19 protein-coding genes, 2 tRNA genes and 1 pseudogene are annotated in these 21,646 nt (G+C 60.1%); 11 read left to right on the forward strand and 11 right to left on the reverse strand.

The window, feature by feature from the left end; genetic code table 11:
* Genes F3J24_RS18175 through F3J24_RS18190 form a run of 4 tightly spaced genes read left to right on the forward strand, consistent with a single transcriptional unit; the run spans position 1 to position 2,806 of the window.
* A complete protein-coding gene (locus F3J24_RS18175) occupies positions 1–1,407 on the forward strand; it encodes a multicopper oxidase family protein (RefSeq protein ID WP_167009452.1) in 1,407 nt (468 codons plus the stop codon).
* Positions 1,408–1,422: 15 nt separating this feature from the next.
* A complete protein-coding gene (locus tag F3J24_RS18180; protein ID WP_167009454.1) occupies positions 1,423–1,905 on the forward strand; it encodes a plastocyanin/azurin family copper-binding protein in 483 nt (160 codons plus the stop codon).
* Positions 1,906–1,924: 19 nt separating this feature from the next.
* A complete protein-coding gene (locus tag F3J24_RS18185) occupies positions 1,925–2,413 on the forward strand; it encodes a DUF411 domain-containing protein (RefSeq protein ID WP_167009456.1) in 489 nt (162 codons plus the stop codon).
* 24 nt (positions 2,414–2,437) lie between these two features.
* On the forward strand, positions 2,438–2,806 hold the full coding sequence (locus F3J24_RS18190; protein WP_167009457.1) for a copper-binding protein: 369 nt from the start codon (positions 2,438–2,440) through the stop codon (positions 2,804–2,806).
* Positions 2,807–3,016: 210 nt separating this feature from the next.
* On the opposite strand, the gene F3J24_RS18195 is transcribed toward F3J24_RS18190, so the two are convergent.
* Positions 3,017–3,994 (reverse strand): SMI1/KNR4 family protein, encoded by a 978-nt coding sequence (locus tag F3J24_RS18195; RefSeq protein ID WP_167009459.1) that lies wholly within the window; start codon positions 3,992–3,994, stop codon positions 3,017–3,019.
* 56 nt (positions 3,995–4,050) lie between these two features.
* Here F3J24_RS18195 and F3J24_RS18200 point away from each other — a divergent pair, with 56 nt between their 5' ends.
* The gene (locus F3J24_RS18200; protein WP_167009461.1) at positions 4,051–5,253 is read left to right on the forward strand and encodes a leucine-rich repeat-containing protein kinase family protein; all 1,203 of its coding nucleotides are present in this window, start codon (positions 4,051–4,053) and stop codon (positions 5,251–5,253) included.
* Positions 5,254–5,256: 3 nt separating this feature from the next.
* On the opposite strand, the gene F3J24_RS18205 is transcribed toward F3J24_RS18200, so the two are convergent.
* Positions 5,257–6,099: a MetQ/NlpA family ABC transporter substrate-binding protein gene (locus F3J24_RS18205; protein ID WP_167009463.1), complete on the reverse strand. Its 843-nt coding sequence runs from the start codon at positions 6,097–6,099 to the stop codon at positions 5,257–5,259.
* A gap of 205 nt (positions 6,100–6,304) precedes the next feature.
* On the reverse strand, positions 6,305–7,141 hold the full coding sequence (locus F3J24_RS18210; protein ID WP_167009465.1) for a MetQ/NlpA family ABC transporter substrate-binding protein: 837 nt from the start codon (positions 7,139–7,141) through the stop codon (positions 6,305–6,307).
* Positions 7,142–7,302: 161 nt separating this feature from the next.
* Here F3J24_RS18210 and F3J24_RS18215 point away from each other — a divergent pair, with 161 nt between their 5' ends.
* Positions 7,303–8,340 (forward strand): P1 family peptidase, encoded by a 1,038-nt coding sequence (locus tag F3J24_RS18215; RefSeq protein WP_167009467.1) that lies wholly within the window; start codon positions 7,303–7,305, stop codon positions 8,338–8,340.
* Here the strand turns inward: F3J24_RS18215 and F3J24_RS18220 are convergent.
* Positions 8,337–10,637, reverse strand: a complete 2,301-nt coding sequence (locus tag F3J24_RS18220) for a DUF1631 family protein (RefSeq protein ID WP_167009469.1) — start codon at positions 10,635–10,637, stop codon at positions 8,337–8,339. The genes F3J24_RS18215 and F3J24_RS18220 overlap by 4 nt on opposite strands.
* Positions 10,638–10,685: 48 nt before the next feature.
* Positions 10,686–12,347 (reverse strand): energy-dependent translational throttle protein EttA, encoded by a 1,662-nt coding sequence (gene ettA, locus F3J24_RS18225; RefSeq protein WP_019043963.1) that lies wholly within the window; start codon positions 12,345–12,347, stop codon positions 10,686–10,688.
* A gap of 263 nt (positions 12,348–12,610) precedes the next feature.
* Between ettA and F3J24_RS18230 the strand changes: the two genes are divergently transcribed.
* Both F3J24_RS18230 and F3J24_RS18235 read left to right on the forward strand, forming a co-directional pair.
* Positions 12,611–14,452: a DEAD/DEAH box helicase gene (locus F3J24_RS18230; protein WP_167009471.1), complete on the forward strand. Its 1,842-nt coding sequence runs from the start codon at positions 12,611–12,613 to the stop codon at positions 14,450–14,452.
* Positions 14,453–14,664: 212 nt separating this feature from the next.
* Entirely contained in the window at positions 14,665–16,401 is a 1,737-nt protein-coding gene (locus tag F3J24_RS18235) for a M14 family zinc carboxypeptidase (protein WP_167009473.1), read from the forward strand.
* A gap of 107 nt (positions 16,402–16,508) precedes the next feature.
* Here the strand turns inward: F3J24_RS18235 and F3J24_RS18240 are convergent.
* Positions 16,509–16,585 (reverse strand) — tRNA-Arg (locus F3J24_RS18240).
* A 271-nt stretch (positions 16,586–16,856) separates the two neighbouring features.
* Here F3J24_RS18240 and F3J24_RS18245 point away from each other — a divergent pair.
* Positions 16,857–16,933: transfer RNA gene (locus tag F3J24_RS18245), tRNA-Pro, on the forward strand.
* 57 nt (positions 16,934–16,990) lie between these two features.
* On the opposite strand, the gene arsH is transcribed toward F3J24_RS18245, so the two are convergent.
* The 4 genes and pseudogenes from arsH to F3J24_RS18265 all read right to left on the reverse strand — a co-directional run bounded on the left by arsH (position 16,991) and on the right by F3J24_RS18265 (position 19,788).
* On the reverse strand, positions 16,991–17,707 hold the full coding sequence (gene arsH, locus F3J24_RS18250) for an arsenical resistance protein ArsH (protein WP_167009947.1): 717 nt from the start codon (positions 17,705–17,707) through the stop codon (positions 16,991–16,993).
* Positions 17,700–18,124, reverse strand: a pseudogene (gene arsC, locus F3J24_RS18255) (arsenate reductase (glutaredoxin)). The gene arsH and the pseudogene arsC overlap by 8 nt, the downstream one beginning before the upstream one ends.
* A 25-nt stretch (positions 18,125–18,149) precedes the next feature.
* Positions 18,150–19,439 (reverse strand): arsenic transporter, encoded by a 1,290-nt coding sequence (locus tag F3J24_RS18260; RefSeq protein ID WP_167009475.1) that lies wholly within the window; start codon positions 19,437–19,439, stop codon positions 18,150–18,152.
* Positions 19,440–19,464: 25 nt separating this feature from the next.
* Positions 19,465–19,788, reverse strand: a complete 324-nt coding sequence (locus tag F3J24_RS18265) for a helix-turn-helix transcriptional regulator (protein WP_167009477.1) — start codon at positions 19,786–19,788, stop codon at positions 19,465–19,467.
* 139 nt (positions 19,789–19,927) lie between these two features.
* On the opposite strand from F3J24_RS18265, the gene F3J24_RS18270 reads away from it, so the two are divergent.
* On the forward strand, positions 19,928–20,182 hold the full coding sequence (locus tag F3J24_RS18270; protein WP_167009479.1) for a hypothetical protein: 255 nt from the start codon (positions 19,928–19,930) through the stop codon (positions 20,180–20,182).
* A 90-nt stretch (positions 20,183–20,272) separates the two neighbouring features.
* On the opposite strand, the gene F3J24_RS18275 is transcribed toward F3J24_RS18270, so the two are convergent.
* Complete coding sequence (locus F3J24_RS18275) at positions 20,273–20,602, reverse strand: hypothetical protein (protein ID WP_167009481.1); 330 nt, start codon at positions 20,600–20,602, stop codon at positions 20,273–20,275.
* A 127-nt stretch (positions 20,603–20,729) separates the two neighbouring features.
* On the opposite strand from F3J24_RS18275, the gene F3J24_RS18280 reads away from it, so the two are divergent.
* A complete protein-coding gene (locus F3J24_RS18280) occupies positions 20,730–21,086 on the forward strand; it encodes a Rap1a/Tai family immunity protein (protein WP_167009483.1) in 357 nt (118 codons plus the stop codon).
* Positions 21,087–21,646 lie beyond the last annotated feature (560 nt).

Here is a 21,646-nt window from a genome sequence, read left to right on the forward strand (position 1 = left end):
ATGCAACGCCGATCCTTTTTCACTGGCGCTGCCACTGCAGTGGCAGCAGCCACAACTTCAATGGCCGTCAGCCGGGTTGCCATGGCGACCCTACCCGAACCCGTCATGCAAGGCAGCGCCGACACGGCTGCGCCCTTGACGCCGCCCAACGGTCGCCCCTACCAACCCGTGGTCACGCTCAACGGCTGGACCACGCCCTGGCGCATGAACGCGGGCGTCAAGGAATTCCACCTCGTGGCCGAGCCCGTGGTGCGGGAGGTGGCGCCCGGATTTTTCGTCAATATGTGGGGCTACAACGGCCAGTCGCCAGGCCCCACGATCGAAGTGGTGGAAGGTGACAAGGTGCGCATCTTCGTCACCAACCGCCTGCCCGAGAGCACCACCATCCACTGGCATGGCCAGCGTCTGCCCAATGGCATGGACGGTGTGGGCGGTCTGAACCAGCCCCATATCCCGCCGGGCAAGACCTTCGTCTATGAGTTCGAGGCGCGCCGCCCCGGCACCTTCATGTACCACCCGCATTCGGACGAGATGGTGCAGATGGCCATGGGCATGATGGGCTTGTGGATCACCCACCCCAAGACAGCCCACCCGCTGATCGACAAGGTGCAGCGCGACTATGCCTTCCTGCTCAGCGCCTATGCGGTCGAGCCCGGCACCATGACGCCGCGCATCAACGAGATGACGGACTTCAATATCTGGACCTTCAACAGCCGCGCCTTCCCCGCCATCAGCCCGCTGGTAGCCCGTCAGGGCGACAAGGTGCGCATCCGCGTGGGCAATCTGACCATGACCAACCACCCCATCCATGTCCACGGCCATGAGTTCGAGGTCACGGGCACCGACGGCGGCCCCGTGCCAAAGTCCGCCCGCTGGCCCGAGGTGACGACGGATGTGGCCGTGGGCCAGATGCGCCAGGTGGAGTTCATTGCCGACGAACCCGGCGACTGGGCTTTCCACTGCCACAAGAGCCACCACACCATGGGCGCCATGGGTCACGACGTGCCCACCATGATCGGCGTGGACCACCGCGGCCTGGTGGGCAAGATCCAGAAGATCGTGCCCGACTACATGCTGATGGGCGAGCGCGGCATGGGCGATATGGGCACCATGGAGATGCCCCTGCCCGACAACACCTTCCCCATGATGACGGGCCAGGGCCCTTACGGCCCTATCGAGATGGGCGGCATGTTCACCAGCTTCAAGGTGCGCAAAAACCTGGGCGCCAACGACTACGGCGATCCCGGCTGGTACCAGCAGCCCAAGAGGACCCGGGCCTATGAATGGCAGGGCGCGCCTTTCGATGCCAAGGCACCCCGCCAGAGCACGCCCGGTACCGCCCCCGGTGCCGCCACCGTACGCAAACCCGAAACCGGCCCCGCCACGGGTGCACACCCCCAGCACTGACGCCAGGAGACTCCCATGAAGACTATTCATTTCATAGCTGCCTGCGCCTTGGCAGCAAGCACCGGCGCTAGTTTTGCGCATGGAAACAACGCCCATGCCAGCGGTCCCGTGATCAAGGAGCAAAAGCCCTGGGGCATTGCAGCCGAGGCCAGGGACGCCCAGCGCACCATCACCATCCAGATGACGGACGACATGCGCTTCAGCCCCAGTCATTTCAGCGTGAAAAAGGGCGAGACCCTGCGCCTGCGCGTGGTCAACAAAGGCCAGCTCATGCACGAGATGGTGCTGGGCACCCGGGCATCGCTCGACGAGCACGCGCAGATGATGCTCAAGTACCCCGGCATGGAGCATGCCGAACCCTATATGGCCCATGTCGCCGCAGGCCAGACCGAAGACATGGTCTGGAGCTTCAACCGCAAAGGCGATTTCGACTTCGCCTGCCTGATCGCCGGCCACTACCAGGCCGGCATGACAGGGCGCATCACCGTCACCGAATAACGCAAGAAAGGAATTCCCGATGACAAGCTCCAACCGCCGCCAGGCCCTGCATCTGCTGGCCGCCGCTGCCGGCATGGCAGCGCTGCCAGCAATGGCGGCTGCTCCCGCCAAAATTTCCATGGAGGTCTGGAAAGACCCGAACTGCGGCTGCTGCAAGGACTGGATTGCCCTGATGGAGCAGGCTGGCTTCGCCGTCAAGGTGCACGACGTGGGCAACAACACCGTACGCGCCAAGCTGGGCCTGCCTGGCCGCTTGGGGTCATGCCATACCGCCCTCGTGAGCGGCTATCTGGTCGAAGGCCATGTGCCAGCCGCCGATGTGCACAAGCTGCTGAAGCAAAAGCCCAAGGCGCTGGGCATCGCCGTACCGGGCATGCCCATCGGCAGCCCCGGCATGGACGGCCCCGAATACGGTGGCCGCAAAGACCCCTATGACGTGCTGCTGGTCACCAAGAACCTCATGAACAGCGATGTCAGCACCACCGTCTTCACCAGCTATCGCGGCTGACCCCCCTCAATTCAGGAGAACATGATGAAAAACTTCTTTCACACCACTTTGGCAGCCCTGAGCATTGGCATTGCAATGGCGCCCCCCGCTTTTGCACAGGATCACTCGGCGCATGCAGGCCATGGGGCGATGGCCGATGCTTCGGCAACCGCACCGGCTGGCCAGGCCGATGTGCTGACCGCCGGTGAAATCACCCGTGTGGATGCCCGCACAGGCAAGCTGACGATTCGCCATGAAGAAATCAAGAACCTGGACATGCCTCCCATGACCATGGTGTTTGCGCTGGCAGGCTCCGCACAGTCGGCCTCTTTCAAGGCTGGCGACAAGGTACTGTTCCATGCCGAGGACAAGGATGGCTCGCTGATCATCACCCGCATCCAGCCAGCATCCTGATGCGGTCTCGCTGCTGAGACGATGACGATGCCACGCGTCCATGGCATCGTCATCCCGTCACAACCCCGTGGACGTCACTGCTGCATGGCCTGCCACGCGCTCCTGCAGATCATAGGCATTGCGACCCTGGATACCGCCAACGCCCTTCAGGCGCAGCTCGAGTGCAGCGATATCGCCTTTTTGGCGGCCTTGAGAAGTTTCATGCGCATCTCAGTACATCCACTTCCGGACCAGTGCCTGCCCGAAGCGCTCGCCAAGCAACACTTCGGCCTGTTCATCGCCATCATCCCGCCCCTGGGCCACAGCGTGACTGCGGCATAGCGACATCAAGGCCAGCGCGTCCAGATAGTCGCCCACATCGTCGAACATGCGGGTCAGCAACGGGCTGCTGTCATGGTCCAGATACCAGACAGAGCCATCGCGACGGTCAAAGCACCAGAGATTGCCATTGCCCAGGTAGTCCCCGAACACCACCAGCTCGCTCAGCTGTGCCATCAAGGCCTGCGCCTGTTGCGGTGCACTCATTTCCACAATATCGGCGATGCCCGGGAACACGACTTGCACCGGACCGATGGCGTCCATGTCTGTATCCGGCGCCATGAGATCAAAGCGCGGACTCAGCAAGCGCTCGGCCCAGTCCAGTACACCGAGCTGCAAAAGATAGTCACGCAAGGACTGGGGCAGGTTGCAACCCAGACGCCATTCGCACAGGCGCAGCTCGGCCCGGCTGAAGGGCTTGACTTGAGCAGGCTCTTCATCCATCCAGGCATGAGCCTGCAGGCCTTGGTACCAATAAGCCAGTCGCTTCTCTGCCGTGGCATTGGTCGTCAGCCAATACGGCTGCGGCACATCGGCCTCAACCCACACATCATGGGTTTCTACAAAGCGCTGGCTGCGCCCAAACTCGGCCAGCAGAAAACAAGACCACGCCACCGCGTCCGCAGACGAAGGCCAGTGCATCCGGGCGAGTACCGCCACCGGCATCCAGTGCTTATGGCCCATGCGCGGCACCTCATTCGCATCACGCACCACAAAGCGCAAAGTGGGCTGTTTCAGCAGATCCGCTGGCGGAGATTGATTTGGCACATCAAGCTGGGCAGCGGCATCGGCAGGCAGATCCACCCAGTCGCTCGGCGCGAGTTCGGGCAATGCCTGCACCAGCGCAGGCAGGTCTTTGAAGATTTTCATGCAGGCATTTCGTGTTTTCTGTGCATTCTGTGCGCGGGGCTTAGACTGCGCGTCCTATGTTGACGCTAGAACAGTTTCACTCCGGGCTGGCCAATGGTTCACTGGCCCGCGCACACCATATCAGGCTCAGCGATGGTCTGACCGAGTTCCCCGCCGCGCTTTATCAGCTGACCGAGACGCTGGAGATCCTCGATCTTTCGGGCAACCAGCTCAGCACCCTACCCGATGATCTGACGCGTTTTACGCGGCTGCGCATTCTGTTTGCCTCGAACAATCCGTTCAGCGAACTGCCCCGCGTGCTGGGCCGCATGCCGCAACTCGAAATGGTGGGCTTCAAGGCCTGCCGCATCACGCATGTGCCCGAGGACAGCCTGCCGGCGCGCCTGCGCTGGCTGATTCTCACGGGCAACCACGTGCACCAGTTGCCCGAATCCATAGGCCAATGCACACGTCTGCAAAAGCTCATGCTGTCGTGCAACCAGCTGAGGCAGCTGCCTCAGAGCCTGCAGCATTGCCAGGCGCTGGAGTTGCTGCGCATTGCAAGCAACCGTTTCGAAGATGCTCCCGAAGTCATCTTCCGGCTGCCTCGCCTGGCGTGGCTGGCGCTGGCAGGTAACCCAATGACTCAAAAGCAGGAGCTGGATACGCTTTCAGGGCATGGGATTGAGCCCATTTTTTATCAAAATCTGCAGATTGCCGGCAAGCTGGGCGAAGGCGCCAGCGGCCATATCTACCGCGCCAGCCTCAATGGACAGGAGCTGGCACTCAAGGTTTTCAAGGCCGCCCAGACCAGCGACGGTACGCCGCAATCCGAACTGGCAGCAGGCATTGCAGCAGGACAGCACCCTCATTTGCTGACGCCACTGGCGCAGGTTCTGGGTGCTCCTGACGGGCAGATGGCCACGGCCCTGCCCCTGCTGGATTCAGCCATGCAGCCGCTGGCCGGACCGCCAAGCTTCGACAGCTGCACACGTGATGTCTATGACACCGAACTGCGCCTGCAAGCCGACCTGGCCCAGCAGCTGCTGCAAGGCATACGCTCCGCCATCACCCATCTGCACGGCCGTGGCCTGCTGCATGGAGATCTGTACGCCCACAATATCCTGTGCAATCTGCAGACTGGACAGGCCGTGCTCAGCGACTTTGGCGCCGCTGCGCTTTTGCAGAGCCTGCCCGAAACGCAGAAAGCGCAGCTGCAGCAGATCGAGCTGCGTGCGCTGCGCCATCTGGAGCATGAAGTTCAGGCCCTTGTCGGTTGAGCCTTACTGCAAGAATGCGGGCTTGGCATAGCCCGCAAACTTGCTGTCCACCACGCCCTTGAACTCAGCGGACTTGTAGGCTGCAGCCAGATCCTTGGCCCATTGCGCATCCTTGTCCTTGGTCTTGACTGCCACGATGTTCAGATAATGCTCGGGCGTTTTTTCCAGCAGCACCGAATCCGACAGCTTCAGGCCCGAGGAAATCGCAAAGTTACCGTTGATGATTGCGTACTGCGCATCATCGAGCGCACGTGGCAGATGAGCTGCATCCAGGGGCACGAGCTTGATCTTCTTGGGATTGGAAGCCAGATCCAGCTCGGACACGCGCAGCGGGTTCACGCCCTCCTTGAGCTTGACCAGTCCGGCCTGTTGCAGCAGCAGAATGCCCCGTGCCAGATTGCTGGCGTCATTGGGCAGGGCAATGCGATCACCCTCCTTCAGCTCGGCCAGGCTCTTGCGCTGCTTGCTATAGACGCCCATGGGCGCGATCGGCCCCTGCACCAAGGCCGTCAGATCCAGCTTGCGGTCGCCCTTGAACTGATTGAAATACACCTCATGCTGGAAGAAGTTGGCATCGAGCGAGCCATCGGCCAGGGCCAGATTGGGCTGCACATAGTCGTTGAACTCCACCAGGCGAACCTTGTAGCCCTTCTTCTGCAGAATCGGAACGATGCCGTACTGCAGCTGGTCGATGTTGGAGCCGGCCGTACCGCCGATGACCAACTGCTTCTTGCCAGCATCCTGCGCTGCTGCCGGCAAGACGCCCACGACCAGTGCAGCGCCTGCCAGCAGAGTGGTGGCCAGAAGACGGCGGCGGCGGTGCGCTGCGGAAAAAAGAGTGGTCATGCTTGCTCCTCGTTGATGTACTGAGTTTTGATGCGGAAGGTTTGGCTCTGCAGCATGCAGAGGCCTTTGCAGTATCCAGACCGGGAGAGCAAATTCCAACCAATAAAAACCCATGCTCTTATTTGCTTTTCATCTAAAACCAGCAAATCCACAGGCATGAAAAAAGGGCCGCATTGCGGCCCTCGGCGTCTTCAGTCCAGCCCGATCACTTCAGGAAGGCTGGCTTGGAGTAGCCGGGGAACTGGCTGTCCACCACGGCCTTGAACTCTGGCGAGCGGTAGGCGGCGGCCAGATCCTTGGCCCACTGGCTGTTTTCGTTGCCGGTCTTCACGGCCACCACGTTCAGGTACAGATCGGGAGTCTTTTCCAGCACCACGGCTTCGCTCAGCTTCAGGCCCGAGGAAACGGCAAAGTTGCCATTGACCACCACATAGTCAGCGTCTTCCAGCACGCGGGGCAATTGGGCTGCCTCGAGCGCCACAAACTTGAGCTTGTGGGGATTGGCGGCCAGATCCAGCTCGGAGATACGTGCCGGGTTCACCCCTTCCTTGACCTTGACGAGGCCGGCCTGCTGCAGCACCAGCAGTGCACGCGCCAGGTTGCTGGGATCATTGGGCAGAGCCACCTTGGCGCCGCTCTTGATATCGGCCAAGGACTTGTGCTTCTTGCTGTAGACGCCCATGGGCGCCACCGGGCCTTGCGCAATCGCGCTCAGCGCCAGCTTGCGATCAGTGGTGAACTGGTCGAAATAGGCGCGGTGCTGGAAGAAGTTGGCATCCAGCGAACCATCGGACAGCGCCAGATTGGGCTGAACATAGTCGTTGAACTCGATCAACTTGATCTGGTAGCCCTTTTTCTGCAGCTGAGGCACTATGCCTTTTTGCAGCAGGTCGTAATTGGAACCGGCGGTGGCGCCAATCAGCAGATTCTTCTTGGCCGTGTCCTGAGCCAGAGCAGGCACACCGGCAGTCGCCAGCAATGCGACTGCGGCAGTGGCCAGAACGGCACGACGGCTGGCGGCAAAGGAAAAATGGGCGGGCATGGATCACTCCTTGAATTGGATGCGCGTGGGCAGCACGGTTCTCATTTGTTTACCGGACTGCAACAATGTAGTAAGTATGAAGCTTACACGGGCAAACCCTAAAGAATAAAACCCCATCTGTTTATCCACAAAAGCATATAAAGAGTTCAAGGAGTAGCAGCATGAGTGCTTTTTCAACCATTGAGGATCTGCTCGCGCATGACGGCCATATCGCTCGCGTGCAAGGCATCTCCATCGGCCATTTCAGCGACTCGCGCCGCCCCACGGGCTGCACCGCCGTGCTTTGCCCTCAGGGTGCAGTGGGCGGTGTGGATGTGCGCGGCGCAGCCCCGGGCACGCGCGAGACCGATTTGCTGCACCCCAGCAATCTGGTACAGGAGGTCCACGGCATCATGCTGGCCGGCGGCAGCGCCTGGGGGCTGGACGCGGCCACAGGGGCCGTGCGCTGGCTGGAGGAGCAAGATGCGGGCCTGAATATCGGCGTGGGCCGCATTCCGCTGGTGCCCGCCGCCGTGCTATTTGACGTGATGATGGGCGATATGCGCATACGTCCCGATGCCGCAGCCGGCTATGCCGCCTGCCGCAATGCGGTGCCGGACTCCGGCACCGGGCGACCCGCCGAAGGCAGCGTAGGCGCCGGCACAGGCGCCGTGGTGGGCAAGGTCTTCGGCCATGAACGCGCCATGAAAGGCGGCATAGGCACGGCCAGCTTTACCGTCGATGGCGTCACCGTGGGAGCCATCATTGCCTGCAATGCCTTGGGCGATGTATTCAACCCGTTTAGCGGCGAGTTGCTGGCCGGGGCACGCACGGCAGACGGCCTGCAATTGCGTGGCACCCGCGATGCCTTGCTGGCGGGCGAGGAGCCCAAGCCGGTTCTGGCCGGCAGCAACACCACGATTGGCGTCGTGGCAACCGACGCCATCATCAGCAAGGCTCAGGCCCATCGCCTGGCCGTGGTAGCCCATGACGGCTTGGCACGTGCCATCAACCCCGTGCACACCATGAGCGATGGCGACAGCCTGTTTGCCCTTGGCACGGCGCGCAGTGGCAAGTCATTGGGAATGATGACACTGAGCACATTGGCCGCCGAAGCCGTCGCCGTAGCCACCGCGCGCGCCATCTTGCTAGCCCAATCGGTGCCGATCGATAGCCAGGCAACACTGCCTAGCCATCAGGATCTGCGTGCAGCAAGCTAGGCAATCGCCTCAAGTCGCCGCAACTGCCCCTGGATCAGCAACTTGTCACGCATGCGCCGCGTCATGGACTGGGTGCTTCCATCCTCGGCCGTAAACAAAAACAGGCTTTGCTGCGGACTGACCCAGGTCAACTTGGTTCGCAGTTGCTGACGCTCGTTGCACAGCTCCACCCAAGTGCCCAAAGGCCATTCGACAGCCTCCTCAGGTCTGCCCTGGCCAATGACGGCTTGCGCGGGCATCGGGCTGGATGCCACGGCTTCAGACTCGAGCACGGCGGCACCGACCGTCTTCTGCGGCGTTGTCCTGAAGACAGGTCTGGAGGAATCGTATGCCGCCCGGGTTTGCGTTTCTTGCGCCACCGTCACCGCAGGCACATCTTCGACTCTGTCTGTCAGTACCGGCAAGGTGATATCCAGCCTTGTGGGCACAGTTTCCGCAGCTCGTTCCTGGCCCGCCAGCACGCCTGGCGATTCACCCGACACGCCCGCCCTGACAAGGTCGGTCGGGCCAGTCCGATTTGCGGCCTCGGCCGCATCCAGTGCCCGCTGCTGCAGACTGCCCAAACGCGCCGCCAGCGCGGCGATTTCGACATCGGTACGACCCACGCTGCGCAAGCCCCGCGCCAATCGGCGCTGCAGCTTGGGCGCAAGCTCCACCAGCCGCGTTACATCCTGGGCTGCCAGAGGAGATACGCTCCACAACAAGCTGGGCACCAGTGCCAGATAGCCGCCTGGGTCGCGCTCCTGCCCCGGCTCGGCCCGCTGCTGCGCCTGGGCAATCACGCAGGCCCAAGGGCCGGTCACAAAATCCAGAATATCCTCGGGCACACCCTTGGCACTGGGCAGGCCGCGAATCATTTGCGCCAGTTGCAGGGTATCGGGCTTGATCCGCTCGATGGAGCCCACGATCTGGCCATCCAGCAGCCCCAGCGTCGAGTTCATCAGCCCTGGCAGCGTGGAATGCTCGGCTTCGGCCTGCCGGCCCAATGCTGCAATGTGGCTCATGCGGCCTTCCGGCGGCCATTGCTCGCGCACAAATTGCAGCACCTGGGCAAACACGTGGGCATTTGCAGGCCCGGCACCGGCCAGTTGGTTCGCCGCTACCTCGGCCACGGTGATGAAATGAGCAAATCCCAAGGCCGATTCGCTGGCAAACCAGAGGCTGCGAGCGGTCAGCTCATCCAGCAGTTGCCGCGCCGGATGCAAGCGATCTTCAAAGAACGCTGCGTCCTGAGACACCAGTTGGCTCAGCACGGGTTCCAGTCGCAGCAAGATCCGCTGCACGGGCGGCAGCAGACGACCATCACTGGTCATATGGCTCATCATGCGATGCAGCGTGCGCATCTGGATCAGGGCGCTGGGCGCCTGACTGGGCTGCACAGGACGCAGTCCCCCAAGCACACTGGGTACCCAGGGCTGCTGCGAGGTCTGCAAGGCATTGCCCGAGTACGAAGTCCAGCCGGGCTCCAGACCCAGATCCTGCATGGGTGCCATGGCAGCGGGCTCAGTCTCGGGCCAGCTCGCCAGCATGGAATCCGTCAGCGACTGGGGCACGGTACAGCGCGAGTCGTCGATCCAGCGCAGATCCGAGGCCAGCTCCTGCAGCAAGCGCAGGGTCAGCAGGCACTGGGACCGGGTGTCGCCATCCGCACCGTAGCGGGCAGGCTGCACGCCATGCTGGCGCAGCAAATTGGCGGTGCGGGAGTATTCGGAAGCCAGAATGGAGCCCAGTTGCTGTGACATGAACTCATGCCAGCAATCGGCCACTTCGGTGGCAGGCTGCACGGCCGTCAGCGACTGACTCAAAGCGCGTACATAGTTCTGCAGTCGCAGCGGATTGCACTCGGGCCGGGCAGACTCAAGTCCCTGAGCGCCGCTCATCAACGCGTCCAGATCGGCCAGCGCCAGCTCGACCTGAGGCTCGACCATCTGCACCAGCTTGTGCTCGGCCTTCAGCTGACGGCTGGCTGACTCGGCCATGGCCGCCAATGGCAAAAGCCCGCCGTTGACGGTATCGAGCGTCTGTGCAGAAAAGGAAAAAGGTTGGCGCGCTGACAGTACCAGCGCCTCCAGCAAATTCTGCGGAAAGCTGCTGATCACCGAGGCTCGGTGCTGCTGCAGGTTATGCAGCGCCGCGCCAAGCACATCGCGCCTTGCAGAGTGGAAACCGGTTGAAAGCGATTGCTCCAACGCATATTCGGTACGCTGCAACAATCGCAGCGCGAATGCATCAGCGCCACGCACTGCCTGGACAAGGCAGGTGCGCAGCACGGAAACGGATGCATGTGCGAGGCTCATAGCCCCTAAGAATACCCGTTCCAGCCGGGGCTGGAATCATTTTGTCGCTTACTTCAACGCCTTGTAACGAACGCGCTTGGGCGCAGCACCCTCTTCGCCCAGTCGCTTTTTCTTATCAGCCTCGTATTCCTGATAGTTACCATCAAAGAAGACCCATTGCGAGTCGCCTTCAGCGGCCAGGATATGCGTGGCAATACGGTCCAGGAACCAACGGTCATGCGAGATGACCATCACGGTACCGGCGTATTCCAGCAGCGCGTCTTCCAGCGCACGCAGGGTTTCCACGTCCAGGTCATTGGATGGCTCGTCCAGCAGCAGCACGTTGCCGCCCTGAATCAAGGTCTTGGCCAGATGGAGACGGCCACGCTCACCACCGGAGAGGTTGCCGACCTTCTTTTGCTGATCCTGGCCGTTGAAGTTGAAGCGACCGGCGTAGGCACGGGAAGCCATGGTGAACTTGCCGACGTTGATCATGTCAAGACCGCCGGAGATATCTTCCCAGACGGTCTTTTCGTTGGACAGCTCATCGCGATGCTGATCCACAAAGGCCATCTTCACAGTCTGGCCAATGTCCACCGTGCCGGAATCGGGCTGCTCCTTGCCCGCGATCAGCTTGAATAGCGTCGATTTACCCGCGCCGTTGGGGCCGATGATGCCGACGATGGCACCTGCCGGAACATTCATCGACAGGTTGTCGATCAGCATGCGGTCACCAAAGGACTTGGAGACATTGGTGAACTCGATGACCTTTGAGCCCAGGCGTTCGGCCACAGGAATGAAGATTTCCTGTGTTTCGTTGCGCTGCTGGTATTCGTAATCGCTCAGTTCTTCGAAGCGCGCAATACGGGCCTTGGACTTGGCCTGACGCCCCTTGGCGTTCTGGCGTACCCACTCCAGTTCTTTCTTCAGGGCCTTGGCACGGGCTTCTTCGCCCTTTTGCTCGGCTTCCAGGCGGTTACCCTTCTGGATCAGCCAGTCGGAGTAGTTGCCCTTGTAGGGGATGCCGTGTCCACGGTCCAGTTCCAGAATCCACTCGGCTGCGTTATCGAGGAAGTAGCGGTCGTGGGTAATGGCCACCACGGTGCCGGAGAAGCGATGCAGAAACTGCTCCAGCCAGTCCACGGATTCGGCGTCCAAGTGGTTGGTTGGCTCGTCCAGCAGCAGCATGTCTGGCTTGGACAGCAGCAGCTTGCACAGTGCCACTCGGCGCTTTTCACCACCGGAGAGCTGGCCCACGATGGCATCCCAGGCGGGCAGACGCAGCGCGTCGGCAGCGATTTCCAGCTGGTGCTCGGAGTCGGTGCCTGCGGCAGCGATGATGGCTTCCAGCTCGCCCTGCTCGGCAGCCAGCGCATCAAAGTCAGCGTCTTCTTCGGCGTAAGCGGCGTAGACCTCTTCCAGGCGGGCCTTGGCGTTGTTGACCGCTGCCATGGCTTCTTCCACCGCCTGACGCACGGTGTGCTCGGGGTTCAGCTGGGGTTCCTGGGGCAGGTAACCGATGGACAGACCGGCCATGGGGATGGCTTCGCCTTCGAATTCCTTGTCCACGCCGGCCATGATCTTCAGCAGCGACGACTTGCCAGAGCCGTTCAGGCCCAGCACGCCGATCTTCGCGCCCGGGAAGAAACTCAGTGAAATATCCTTCAAGATCTGGCGCTTGGGCGGCACAGTCTTGGTCAGGTGGTTCATCGAAAAAACGTATTGAGCCATGTCCGAAATGCTTTGAGTTACTTGGATTTATGCAAAAAAGTGTGCCGCTTTACACGGCAATCAAACCATGATTATCGGTGCATGCGACAATACCCCTCGCAACAGGCGTCCAGTTGCCTGCTGCAGCAGCACTTCAGCTGGGGACAAAGGAAGCGTTTCCAAGCTCCCAACACGCAAACTTATCTGCCTACAACTGGCCAGGCACCCCACGGGTGCCATGACAGGCTGATACCCCGCGCCCAGGATTGGCGCAATTGATCACAATGACATTTGAAGAACTGAATCTGGCCCCAGCTATTCTGAAGGCCGTGCAAGAACAGGGTTATGAAAACCCGACCCCCATTCAGGCACAGGCCATCCCTCTGGTTCTCGCCGGGCACGATCTGCTGGCGGGTGCCCAGACCGGTACCGGCAAGACAGCCGCCTTCACGCTGCCCATGCTGCAGCGCCTGGCAAGCGGCACTGCGCCCAAGAACAAGTTTGGCGGTAAGGGCATTCGCACTCTGGTGCTGACCCCCACCCGTGAACTGGCGGCCCAGGTGGAAGAAAACCTGCGCGGCTATGCCAAGTATCTGGACATCACCTCGACCGTAATTTTCGGCGGCGTGGGCATGAAGCCGCAGATCGCCCGCATTGAAAAAGGCGTGGACGTTCTGGTCGCCACACCCGGCCGCCTGCTGGACCTGGCCGGACAGGGCTTTATGGACCTGTCCACGGTCGAAATGCTGATCCTGGACGAAGCCGACCGCATGCTCGACATGGGCTTCATCCATGACGTCAAGAAGGTACTGGCGCTGGTGCCCAAGGACAAGCAAAGCCTGCTGTTCTCGGCCACCTTCAGCGATGAAATCCGTGAGCTGGCCAACGGACTGCTGCGCAACCCCCAGTCCATCCAGGTCACGCCGCGCAACACCACCGTGCAGCGCATCAAGCAGGTGATCCACCCCGTGGGCCGCGGCAAGAAAAAGCAGGTGCTGCTGCACATCATCCAGGAAAACAACTGGAGCCAGGTGCTGGTCTTCACCCGCACCAAGTTTGGCGCCAACAATGTGGCCGAGTACCTGACCAAGAATGGCGTTTCCGCCATGGCCTTGCACGGCAACAAGAGCCAAAGTGCCCGCACCCAGGCCTTGGAAGGCTTCAAGACTGGTGAGCTGCGAGCGCTTGTGGCGACAGATATTGCAGCCCGCGGCATCGACATCGACGAACTGCCTAACGTGGTCAACTACGAGATCCCCAATATCTCGGAAGACTATGTGCACCGTATCGGCCGCACGGGGCGCGCAGGCCGCGAAGGCAATGCAGTTAGCCTGGTCTGCATGGACGAAGAAGGCTTCATGATGGATATCGAGCGCTTTACCAAGCAGGAGATTCCGGTGCAGCCCATCGAAGGCTTTGGCCCTGAAGAAGGTGAAATCGCCGAGCCCATCGCCATGGGCCGCCAGACTCTGTGGGGTGGTGCAGGCAAGCCTCCCAGCCGCGATGTGATGCAGGCAGCTGCCAAGGCAGCCCGCCAGGAAATGATGGAGCGCATCCGCTCCAACAAGGCGCCTACCGGCGGCCGCGGTGGCCGTCGCCCTGCTGCTGCAGATGCCCAGCAAGGCGAAGCAGAAGGTGAAGCACAGCAACGCCCCGCACGCCAGCACAAGCCCCGCAGCAACAACCGCGTCAACAACCAGCGCGGCCAGGGCCAGCAAGCTGTTGAGCGCGGCGAACGCAACTCTGATCGTGGCACCGAGCGCAACGGCGAGCGCAGCAATTCCTTCGGCCCGAGCGACCGTACTCCACGCCCCCAAGGCAACAACGATCAGCAGCGTGCTCCCAAGCGCGGCGGTGCCCGCCAGTTCGGTGATCGCGAACGCGGCAACCGCTACGACGACCAACCCCCCCGCGCCGATGCGCACCTGGGCACGCAGCAAGGCCATGCCCGCCACAACGGCGCGCGCGGCAGCAATGCTGGCGGCCAGCCCGATCCCATGCGCACCAGCGTGGACAGCATGGCTGACCGTGGTCGCCGTGGCGGCTTTGGCGGCGGTCGCGGTGGCTTCGGTGGAGGCAATCGCGGCGGCAACCGTGGAGGCTTTGGCGGCGGTTACAGCCGTTAATCCACGGCCTCATGGCTGAAGGTGTGAAATCGCCTTCAGTCCACCGTCCCGAAGGGCTGCAATCTCCAATATTGCAGCCCTTCTGTTTTTTCCAGCTGCAGCATCGCTGCCCGCTGACAGCCGATCGCAAGCCAGCCGACCTAATATGGGCTCCAGATGTGCGAAGCTTGGGCTTTCGCTCTTGGCATGTTCTTTTTATCTGCGTTGTACTTATGACATTTCTCACCAAGCCTGTTTTCTCTCATGCCAAGCGCACGCAGTCCGTCTGGACTCAAAGCATGCTCAAGCTGACGACAGTGGGCTCGGCAGTGTTGTTGACGGCCTGTGCCAATGTGCAGCTGCAGCCCTGGACTGGCATGCCAAGCCCAGCACCGACTACGAACGCCCCAGGGGCCAGCTCACCCACTCCTCCTTCAACGGTCAGCCAAACAGTTCCCCCAGCGTCACAGCTCACATCACTGCCCTATAACCCGGCCATCGAGTCTCGCTTTACCGACCCCACCACTCTCTATGACACACCGGGTCTGGGCAACGGACGACATCAGTTCAGCACACAGACAGAAATTTCCGCATGGCTGCAATCTGTGAGCAGCAAAGCCAGCAACGGCTCCCAGCTGTCCACTGTCACCATCGGCACCTCTCAACGAGGGCTGCCGATTCAAGCCCTTATTGCCACACAGGGCCAAAGCACGCAGGCAACAGCCATCAACAGCAACGGTAAACCCACGGTTCTGCTGGTCGGCGGCCAACGTGGGGACGAACCCGCCAGCACAGAAGCCTTGCTGGTTGTCGCACGCGAATTGGGCCAGGGCGGCCTGCTGGCGCCATTGCTGCAACAGATAAACATCATCATCTTGCCCCGGGCCAACCCTGATGCGGCAGGCTCGGCCAGCCACGTTACGGCAGACGGCACAGACCTTGTCCACGATCATCTGCTGCTAAGCACTCCGGAAGCACAGGCCCTTGCCCGCCTGACCCGCAACTACCGCCCGGCTGCTGTGATTGACTTGCGTGAATTCGCTGCGGCTGGCGTGCTGCTGCAGAAGTTTCAGGCTGTGCAGCGCTACGATGTGCTGCTGCAACCCGCCGCCACGGCCAATGCACACGAGTTCGTCAACAAGGCCGCACGAGAGTGGTTCAGCCTGCCTGTACGCAATGCGCTCAAGCAGGCAGAGCTCAGCAATGAATGGTTTTTTCAGCCCAGCGCTCAGCCTGAGGACAAGTCGCTGTCCATGGCCGACTTGACTGCGGACACCCTCGCCAACACCAGCAGCCTGAAAAACTCTGTTGCCCTGCTCATCGCCAGCCGCGGCTCCGATCTGGACCGCCTGCATATTCAGCGTCGTGTGCACAGCCTGGTCACTGCGGCAACGGCTGCACTGCGTGCAACGGCAGAAAAGTCGAAAAATCTGAAGCAGGTCGAGTCCTTCGTCTCCCGCGACATTTCCGCTCTCGCTTGCCGCAACACCCTGACCATCCAGGCCAGGCAGACCCCCGAGCAGCGCACCATCCACATGCTGCAGGCCGACTCCGGTCAGGAAATTGAGGCTCGTGTCGACTGGAACTCGTCGTTGAGCATCAAGCCCGAACAAAGCCGTCCCCGCCCATGCGGTTACTGGCTGTCGGCAGACTCCGGACGAGCCGTCGACCGTTTGCGCCTGCAGGGAGTGCAAGTCATGCAGATTGCGGAATCTGGCCAGATGCTTGCGGAAAACTACACTCCGTCCCGCTCCGGGAGCAACACCCCCGTGCTGACGCGCGGCGCCATTGAAGCCCCCATGGGCAGCTACTACATCACCCTCAACCAGGCAAAAGCCCATTTGGCGACCGCAGCCCTGGAGCCCGATACACCCTTCAGCTATGTAAGCAAAAGCCTGATTACGGCCCCCACAGACATTGCACGTGTCGTCGCTGCACCGTCGGTCGTTTTTGAAGAAGAGATGGAATAAAAACGTAAGCCAGGCTCGCAGAGCTGTAAAAACACTCTGCGGCAAACAGCGGATACAGAAACAAGAAAACCATTCATGCAATTGCATGAATGGTTTTCTTGTTCATATGGCCTGCCCGACAGGGATCGAACCTGTGACCCACAGCTTAGAAGGCTGTTGCTCTATCCAACTGAGCTACGGGCAGTTTGACTGAAACAACCCAGCAAAGCTGGGTTGTTGAAAAATGGCTATCGGGAATTGAACCCGCGTTTGCCTCTTATTCTAAGCGGCTTACAAGGCGTCGGTGCGAAATTGGTGCGATTTCTACCGCAGCGACAGACACCATGGGACACAGCATCAACGCGACAAGCGAGCATGTGATGCAACGCAAGACACCGTCGAAAGTGCATCTTGCGTCAAATTGAAATGGGAATTTCGGATTTTCGAGCTCAATTTAGCGCTACATTAACACCCTTCGGAGCGTAGCGCAGCCTGGTAGCGCATCTGCTTTGGGAGCAGAGGGTCGCGAGTTCGAATCCCGCCGCTCCGACCAAACGATACAAGGCCTTGGGTTGAAAAATCCAAGGCCTTTTGTCTGTCCCCCAATCGCTCAAATACTTCGCTGGTTGACGCGCTTGGACAGATCTTCAGCACTTTCACGGCGCTCGCTGTAGCGGTCCACCAGGTAGTCCGAGCAGTCTCGCGTCAGCAGCGTGAACTTGATCAGCTCTTCCATCACGTCCACCACCCGTTCGTAATACGCAGAAAGCTTCATACGGCCAACCTCATCAAACTCGGCAAATGCCTTGGCTACGGACGACTGATTGGGGATCGTGATCATGCGCATCCAGCGACCCAGCACACGCATCTGGTTGACCGCATTGAAGGACTGAGATCCGCCCGAGACTTGCATCACCGCCAGGGTCTTGCCTTGCGTCGGTCGTACTGCGCCAACGGATAGGGGAAGCCAGTCAATCTGCGCTTTGAGAATACTGGTCATCGCACCATGCCGCTCGGGAGAGGTCCAGACCATGCCCTCGGACCATTGCGCCAGTTCGCGCAGCTCCTTGACCTTCGGGTGATCGTCAGGGGCGTCATCGGGCTGCGGCAGCCCACGCGGATCGTAGATCCTGATCTCGGCCCCCAACTTGCGCAGCAGGCGCGCCGCCTCTTCGGTCAGCATTCGGCTATAGGAGCGATCACGAACCGAACCATACAACAGCAGAATGCGCGGCGCGTGCGTCGCACGCTGTGCTGGCAACAAGCCTTCCAGGCAGGGCTTTTCAAACACTTGTTCGTCCAGGCTCGGTAGATCAGTACTAGACAATTCGGTTTCCTTTCGAGTCAATGACGGCTTCTCCGTCCTCTTTGGAGAATGCGGCCTTTTGGGGCTTCGGCAGGATGTCCAGCACAACCTCGGAGGGACGGCATAGACGAGTTCCCAAAGAGGTGACCACTATCGGACGATTGATCAGGACGGGATGCTGGAGCATGAAATCAATCAACTGCTCGTCCGTCCATTTGGACTCGCCAAGCCCAGTTCGTCATGCGGCGTACCTTTTTGGCGCAACACATTGCGCACTGGTAGGCCCATGGCTTGAATCAAACCCACCAGCGTGGCGCGATCAGGCGGGGCCTTCAGGTACTCAATGACCGTGGGCTCTTCCTCGCTGTTGCGAATCAGGGCCAGAACATTGCGAGAGGTTCCGCAAGCAGGGTTATGGTAGATCGTGATGTCGCTCATAGCGTTAGATTCCCGTTGCAAACATTCATGAGCCCACGCTGAGTCGCAAGGCCAGGGCGGCAAGGGTGATGAGCAGCACAGGCATGGTCAGGACCGCACCGACTTTGAGGTAGTAGCCCCAACCAATCCTTGTGCCTTTCTTGCCCAGCACATGCAGCCATAGCAAGGTGGCCAAGCTGCCGATAGGCGTGATCTTGGGACCGAGATCGCAGCCAATCACATTGGCATACACCATGGCCTCCTTGACCGCTCCGCTGGCCGTGGAGGCTTCAATGGACAAGGCCCCGATCAGAACCGTGGGCATGTTGTTCATGATCGAGGACAGCACCGCAGACAGCACGCCTGTGCCCAGTGAAGCGGTCCATACTCCGCCGGCTGCAAATTGATTCAGCAAGCCGGCGATGTAATCCGTAAGGCCCGCGTTGCGCAGCCCATAGACAACCAGATACATCCCCAGCGAAAACACCACGATCTGCCAAGGAGCACCATGAAGCACCTTCCTGGTGCTGATGGCATGACCGCGCGCAGCCACAGCCAGCAAGATCGCAGCCCCCACTGCGGCCACCGCACTGACGGGCACTCCCCGAGGCTCCAGCACGAAGAAACCAACCAGAAGCAAGACCAGCACGGCCCAACCAGCCTGAAAGGTGCCCAGATCCTTGATTGCGGCCGACGGAGACTTGAGTTGGGCCACATCGTAGGTGGCAGGAATATCGCGTCGGAAAAATAGCAGCAGCACCCCGAGGCTGGCCAGGACGGAGACGATATTGACCGGCACCATCACCGATGCGTAGTCATTGAAGCCTATCCTGAAAAAGTCGGCAGAAACAATATTCACCAGATTGGAGACTATCAGCGGCAGGCTGGCCGTGTCGGCAATAAACCCTGCGGCCATTACGAACGCCAGCGTTGACGCCGTAGAGAAGCCCAGCGCCAGCAGCATGGCCATCACGATGGGCGTGAGAATCAGCGCGGCTCCGTCATTGGCAAACAGAGCCGAAACGACGGCCCCCAGCAGCACGATGAAGGCAAACAGCTTGACGCCGCTGCCGCCACCCCAACGGGCAAAGTGCAATGCAGCCCATTCGAAGAAACCGGCCTCATCCAGCAAAAGGCTGATGATGATGATGGCGACAAAGGTCGCCGTGGCATTCCAGACGATATGCCAGACCACCGGAATATCGGCAAGGTGCACGACGCCCAGCAGCAACGCGACAGCGGCCCCTATTGAGGCGCTCCAGCCAATGCCAAGGCCGCGCGGCTGCCAGATGACCAGCGTCAAGGTGCAGATGAAAATCAGAATGGCCGTCAACATTGAACTGCTCCTCGCAACAACCGCTTCAGCAGTGGCATAAAGCCGCAGCGTCTGGGGTGCAGGCTGCGCCCTGGCAGCAGTTCTCGGTGAGATAGGCCAGCAGCCCATTCATGACAGGGAACGCAGCGCGATACAGCACATTGCGTCCCTGCCTCTCCTGACTCACGAGTTCGGCATGGAACAACTCCTTCAGATGAAATGACAGTGCATTGGGAGCAATACCCAGCTGCTCAGCCAATGCGCTGGGCGTCAGACCTTCTGGGCCCGCAACTACCAACGCACGAAAGACGCGCAAACGTGCTTCATGGGCCAGGGCGGAGAGGGAGCGGATCACTTGGGCTTCTTTCATAATTCAATAATACAACTATTATTGAATTATTAATGCAAAGTATCTGCGTTGCAGCAGGGCGATGGAAGAACCTATTTACGAACGCACACCAACTGGCAGCTTGTAGTCGCATCCAACTGTGGTCTGAGACAATCGCGCCATGACCGATGAATCACCGATCCACACCGTCCACAAACGCGTTTGCCAGTCCTTCCTGAGGCACTGGAAGGCGCACAACAACGCCTACCCCAAGCTCATCAAAATGCCACCGGAAGAGCTGCGGCAGTTCAACATCGTCAACTCCTTCGGCAAGCCCAACGAGTTGTGGGGCGTTCCGATCGAGATCGACGCCGGCACCACGGGCGTGATGATTGCGGTCGATGGAACGGAAATGCCTTTGGTCGAAGGCTATTGAGGGGCACCAGCGTGAGCCGCCCCCTGCAACAGATGAGAACATGCAAAAAGTCCGCCAAGGCGGGCCCGTTTACGGGCTGTCAGGGCGCGGCTAGCGCTTCATCTGATCACAGGTGCTTTTCTGCTTTGCCGCAGTCAAGGTGCCCCACTTCTTCTTGAAGTCGGATGCGTAGCCGACATACATCCTGTCGTAGCTGGCGGAGGTCACGCCGAGGTCCTTGATCGCCGCGTCGCGTTGCTTGATGCGGCCAGCCTCCACATCCTGGACACTCATGTGCCCACAAGCCAGAGCAAGCTCATTCATGCTCGCAGCCATATTGATGGTGCCTGAAGCTATGGCCGCTTTTGCATCATCGGCATGCGCAGAAAAAACCATGCCTGCCGACATCGATGCGCCCAAGATCATCAGTGCTGCTTTCATGAGCATTCATCTCCTCAAGTGTGAGCAAGCATCGTACTGACTTCATCGCGTGCGGCTACCCCTCTCCGGAGGGGATGTGCGTCAGAGTCGCTCTGATACATTCCTTCGCAGAGGAGGATTGGGACAGATGAGAGCTTTTCAGGGAACCGTCGCCTTGTTGGTCGCATTGTTCTGCGGACCACATCTGCATGCGCAGCAGATCACAGGAAATGAACTGCACCAATGGCTTTCTGAAGCAAAAAACTCTCAAGCGGGTATCACATTGGACAGCCAACAGACCAATATAGCTCGCGGGTATGTCTTAGGAGTTACCGAAACAATGGTGTCCTCCAAAGTCATCTGCATACCAGATGGCATCACACGTGACCAGATCTTGGACATCATTCCTATGATGATTTACGCCCGACCGCAGCTTAATCACATGAATGCCAACCGATTGGTCGCGGTGGCATTGCAGGATATCTTCCCCTGCAAACCAAAGTAGATTGCAACTGCTCTGCGATATTCCTTCACTCGGGATGAATAAGAGAGATGGGAGTTTTTCAGATTGCCGCAGCTGGCGTGGTCCTTGTAGCTCTAGTTGGGTGCGCAATCAAACCGCAGTTCGTGAGTAGCTGCCCCGTACAGACGTAGTCAAGGCTGGCGACCTCTTTGTTAAGGAGTCACAAGACTTGACTGACCGAGAATGCCGTAGGCATGGGCGCTATGCTCCACTCCTCGAAAAGCTTAACCCCAACTCTGACTTGAGCACTCCTATGCGGGCCGCGATGTCATAGCCCAGCAGCAAGACCAAGCTGGTGTCCTTTTCCAAATCGTACTGGGATAGCTCTGCTCGTTCCCGCCTGCGTAAATGCTTGAAATACAGACAGAACGCAGTTCTGAGTTCTACTGCAGCGCCTCCATCATGGGGCATGATGTAGCGCATCACATCAGCATGGGGCTTGCCAGCTCCGCGATCTCGCGGCTGCTCAGGGTCACGGCGGGGCATTGTGATGACATTCATCAAGAACCCCTTCCGCACATCTGCCCGCCGCATTCCGATGA

The organism is Comamonas sp. Tr-654 (assembly GCF_011752915.1).
Taxonomy (GTDB): Bacteria; Pseudomonadota; Gammaproteobacteria; order Burkholderiales; family Burkholderiaceae_C; genus Comamonas.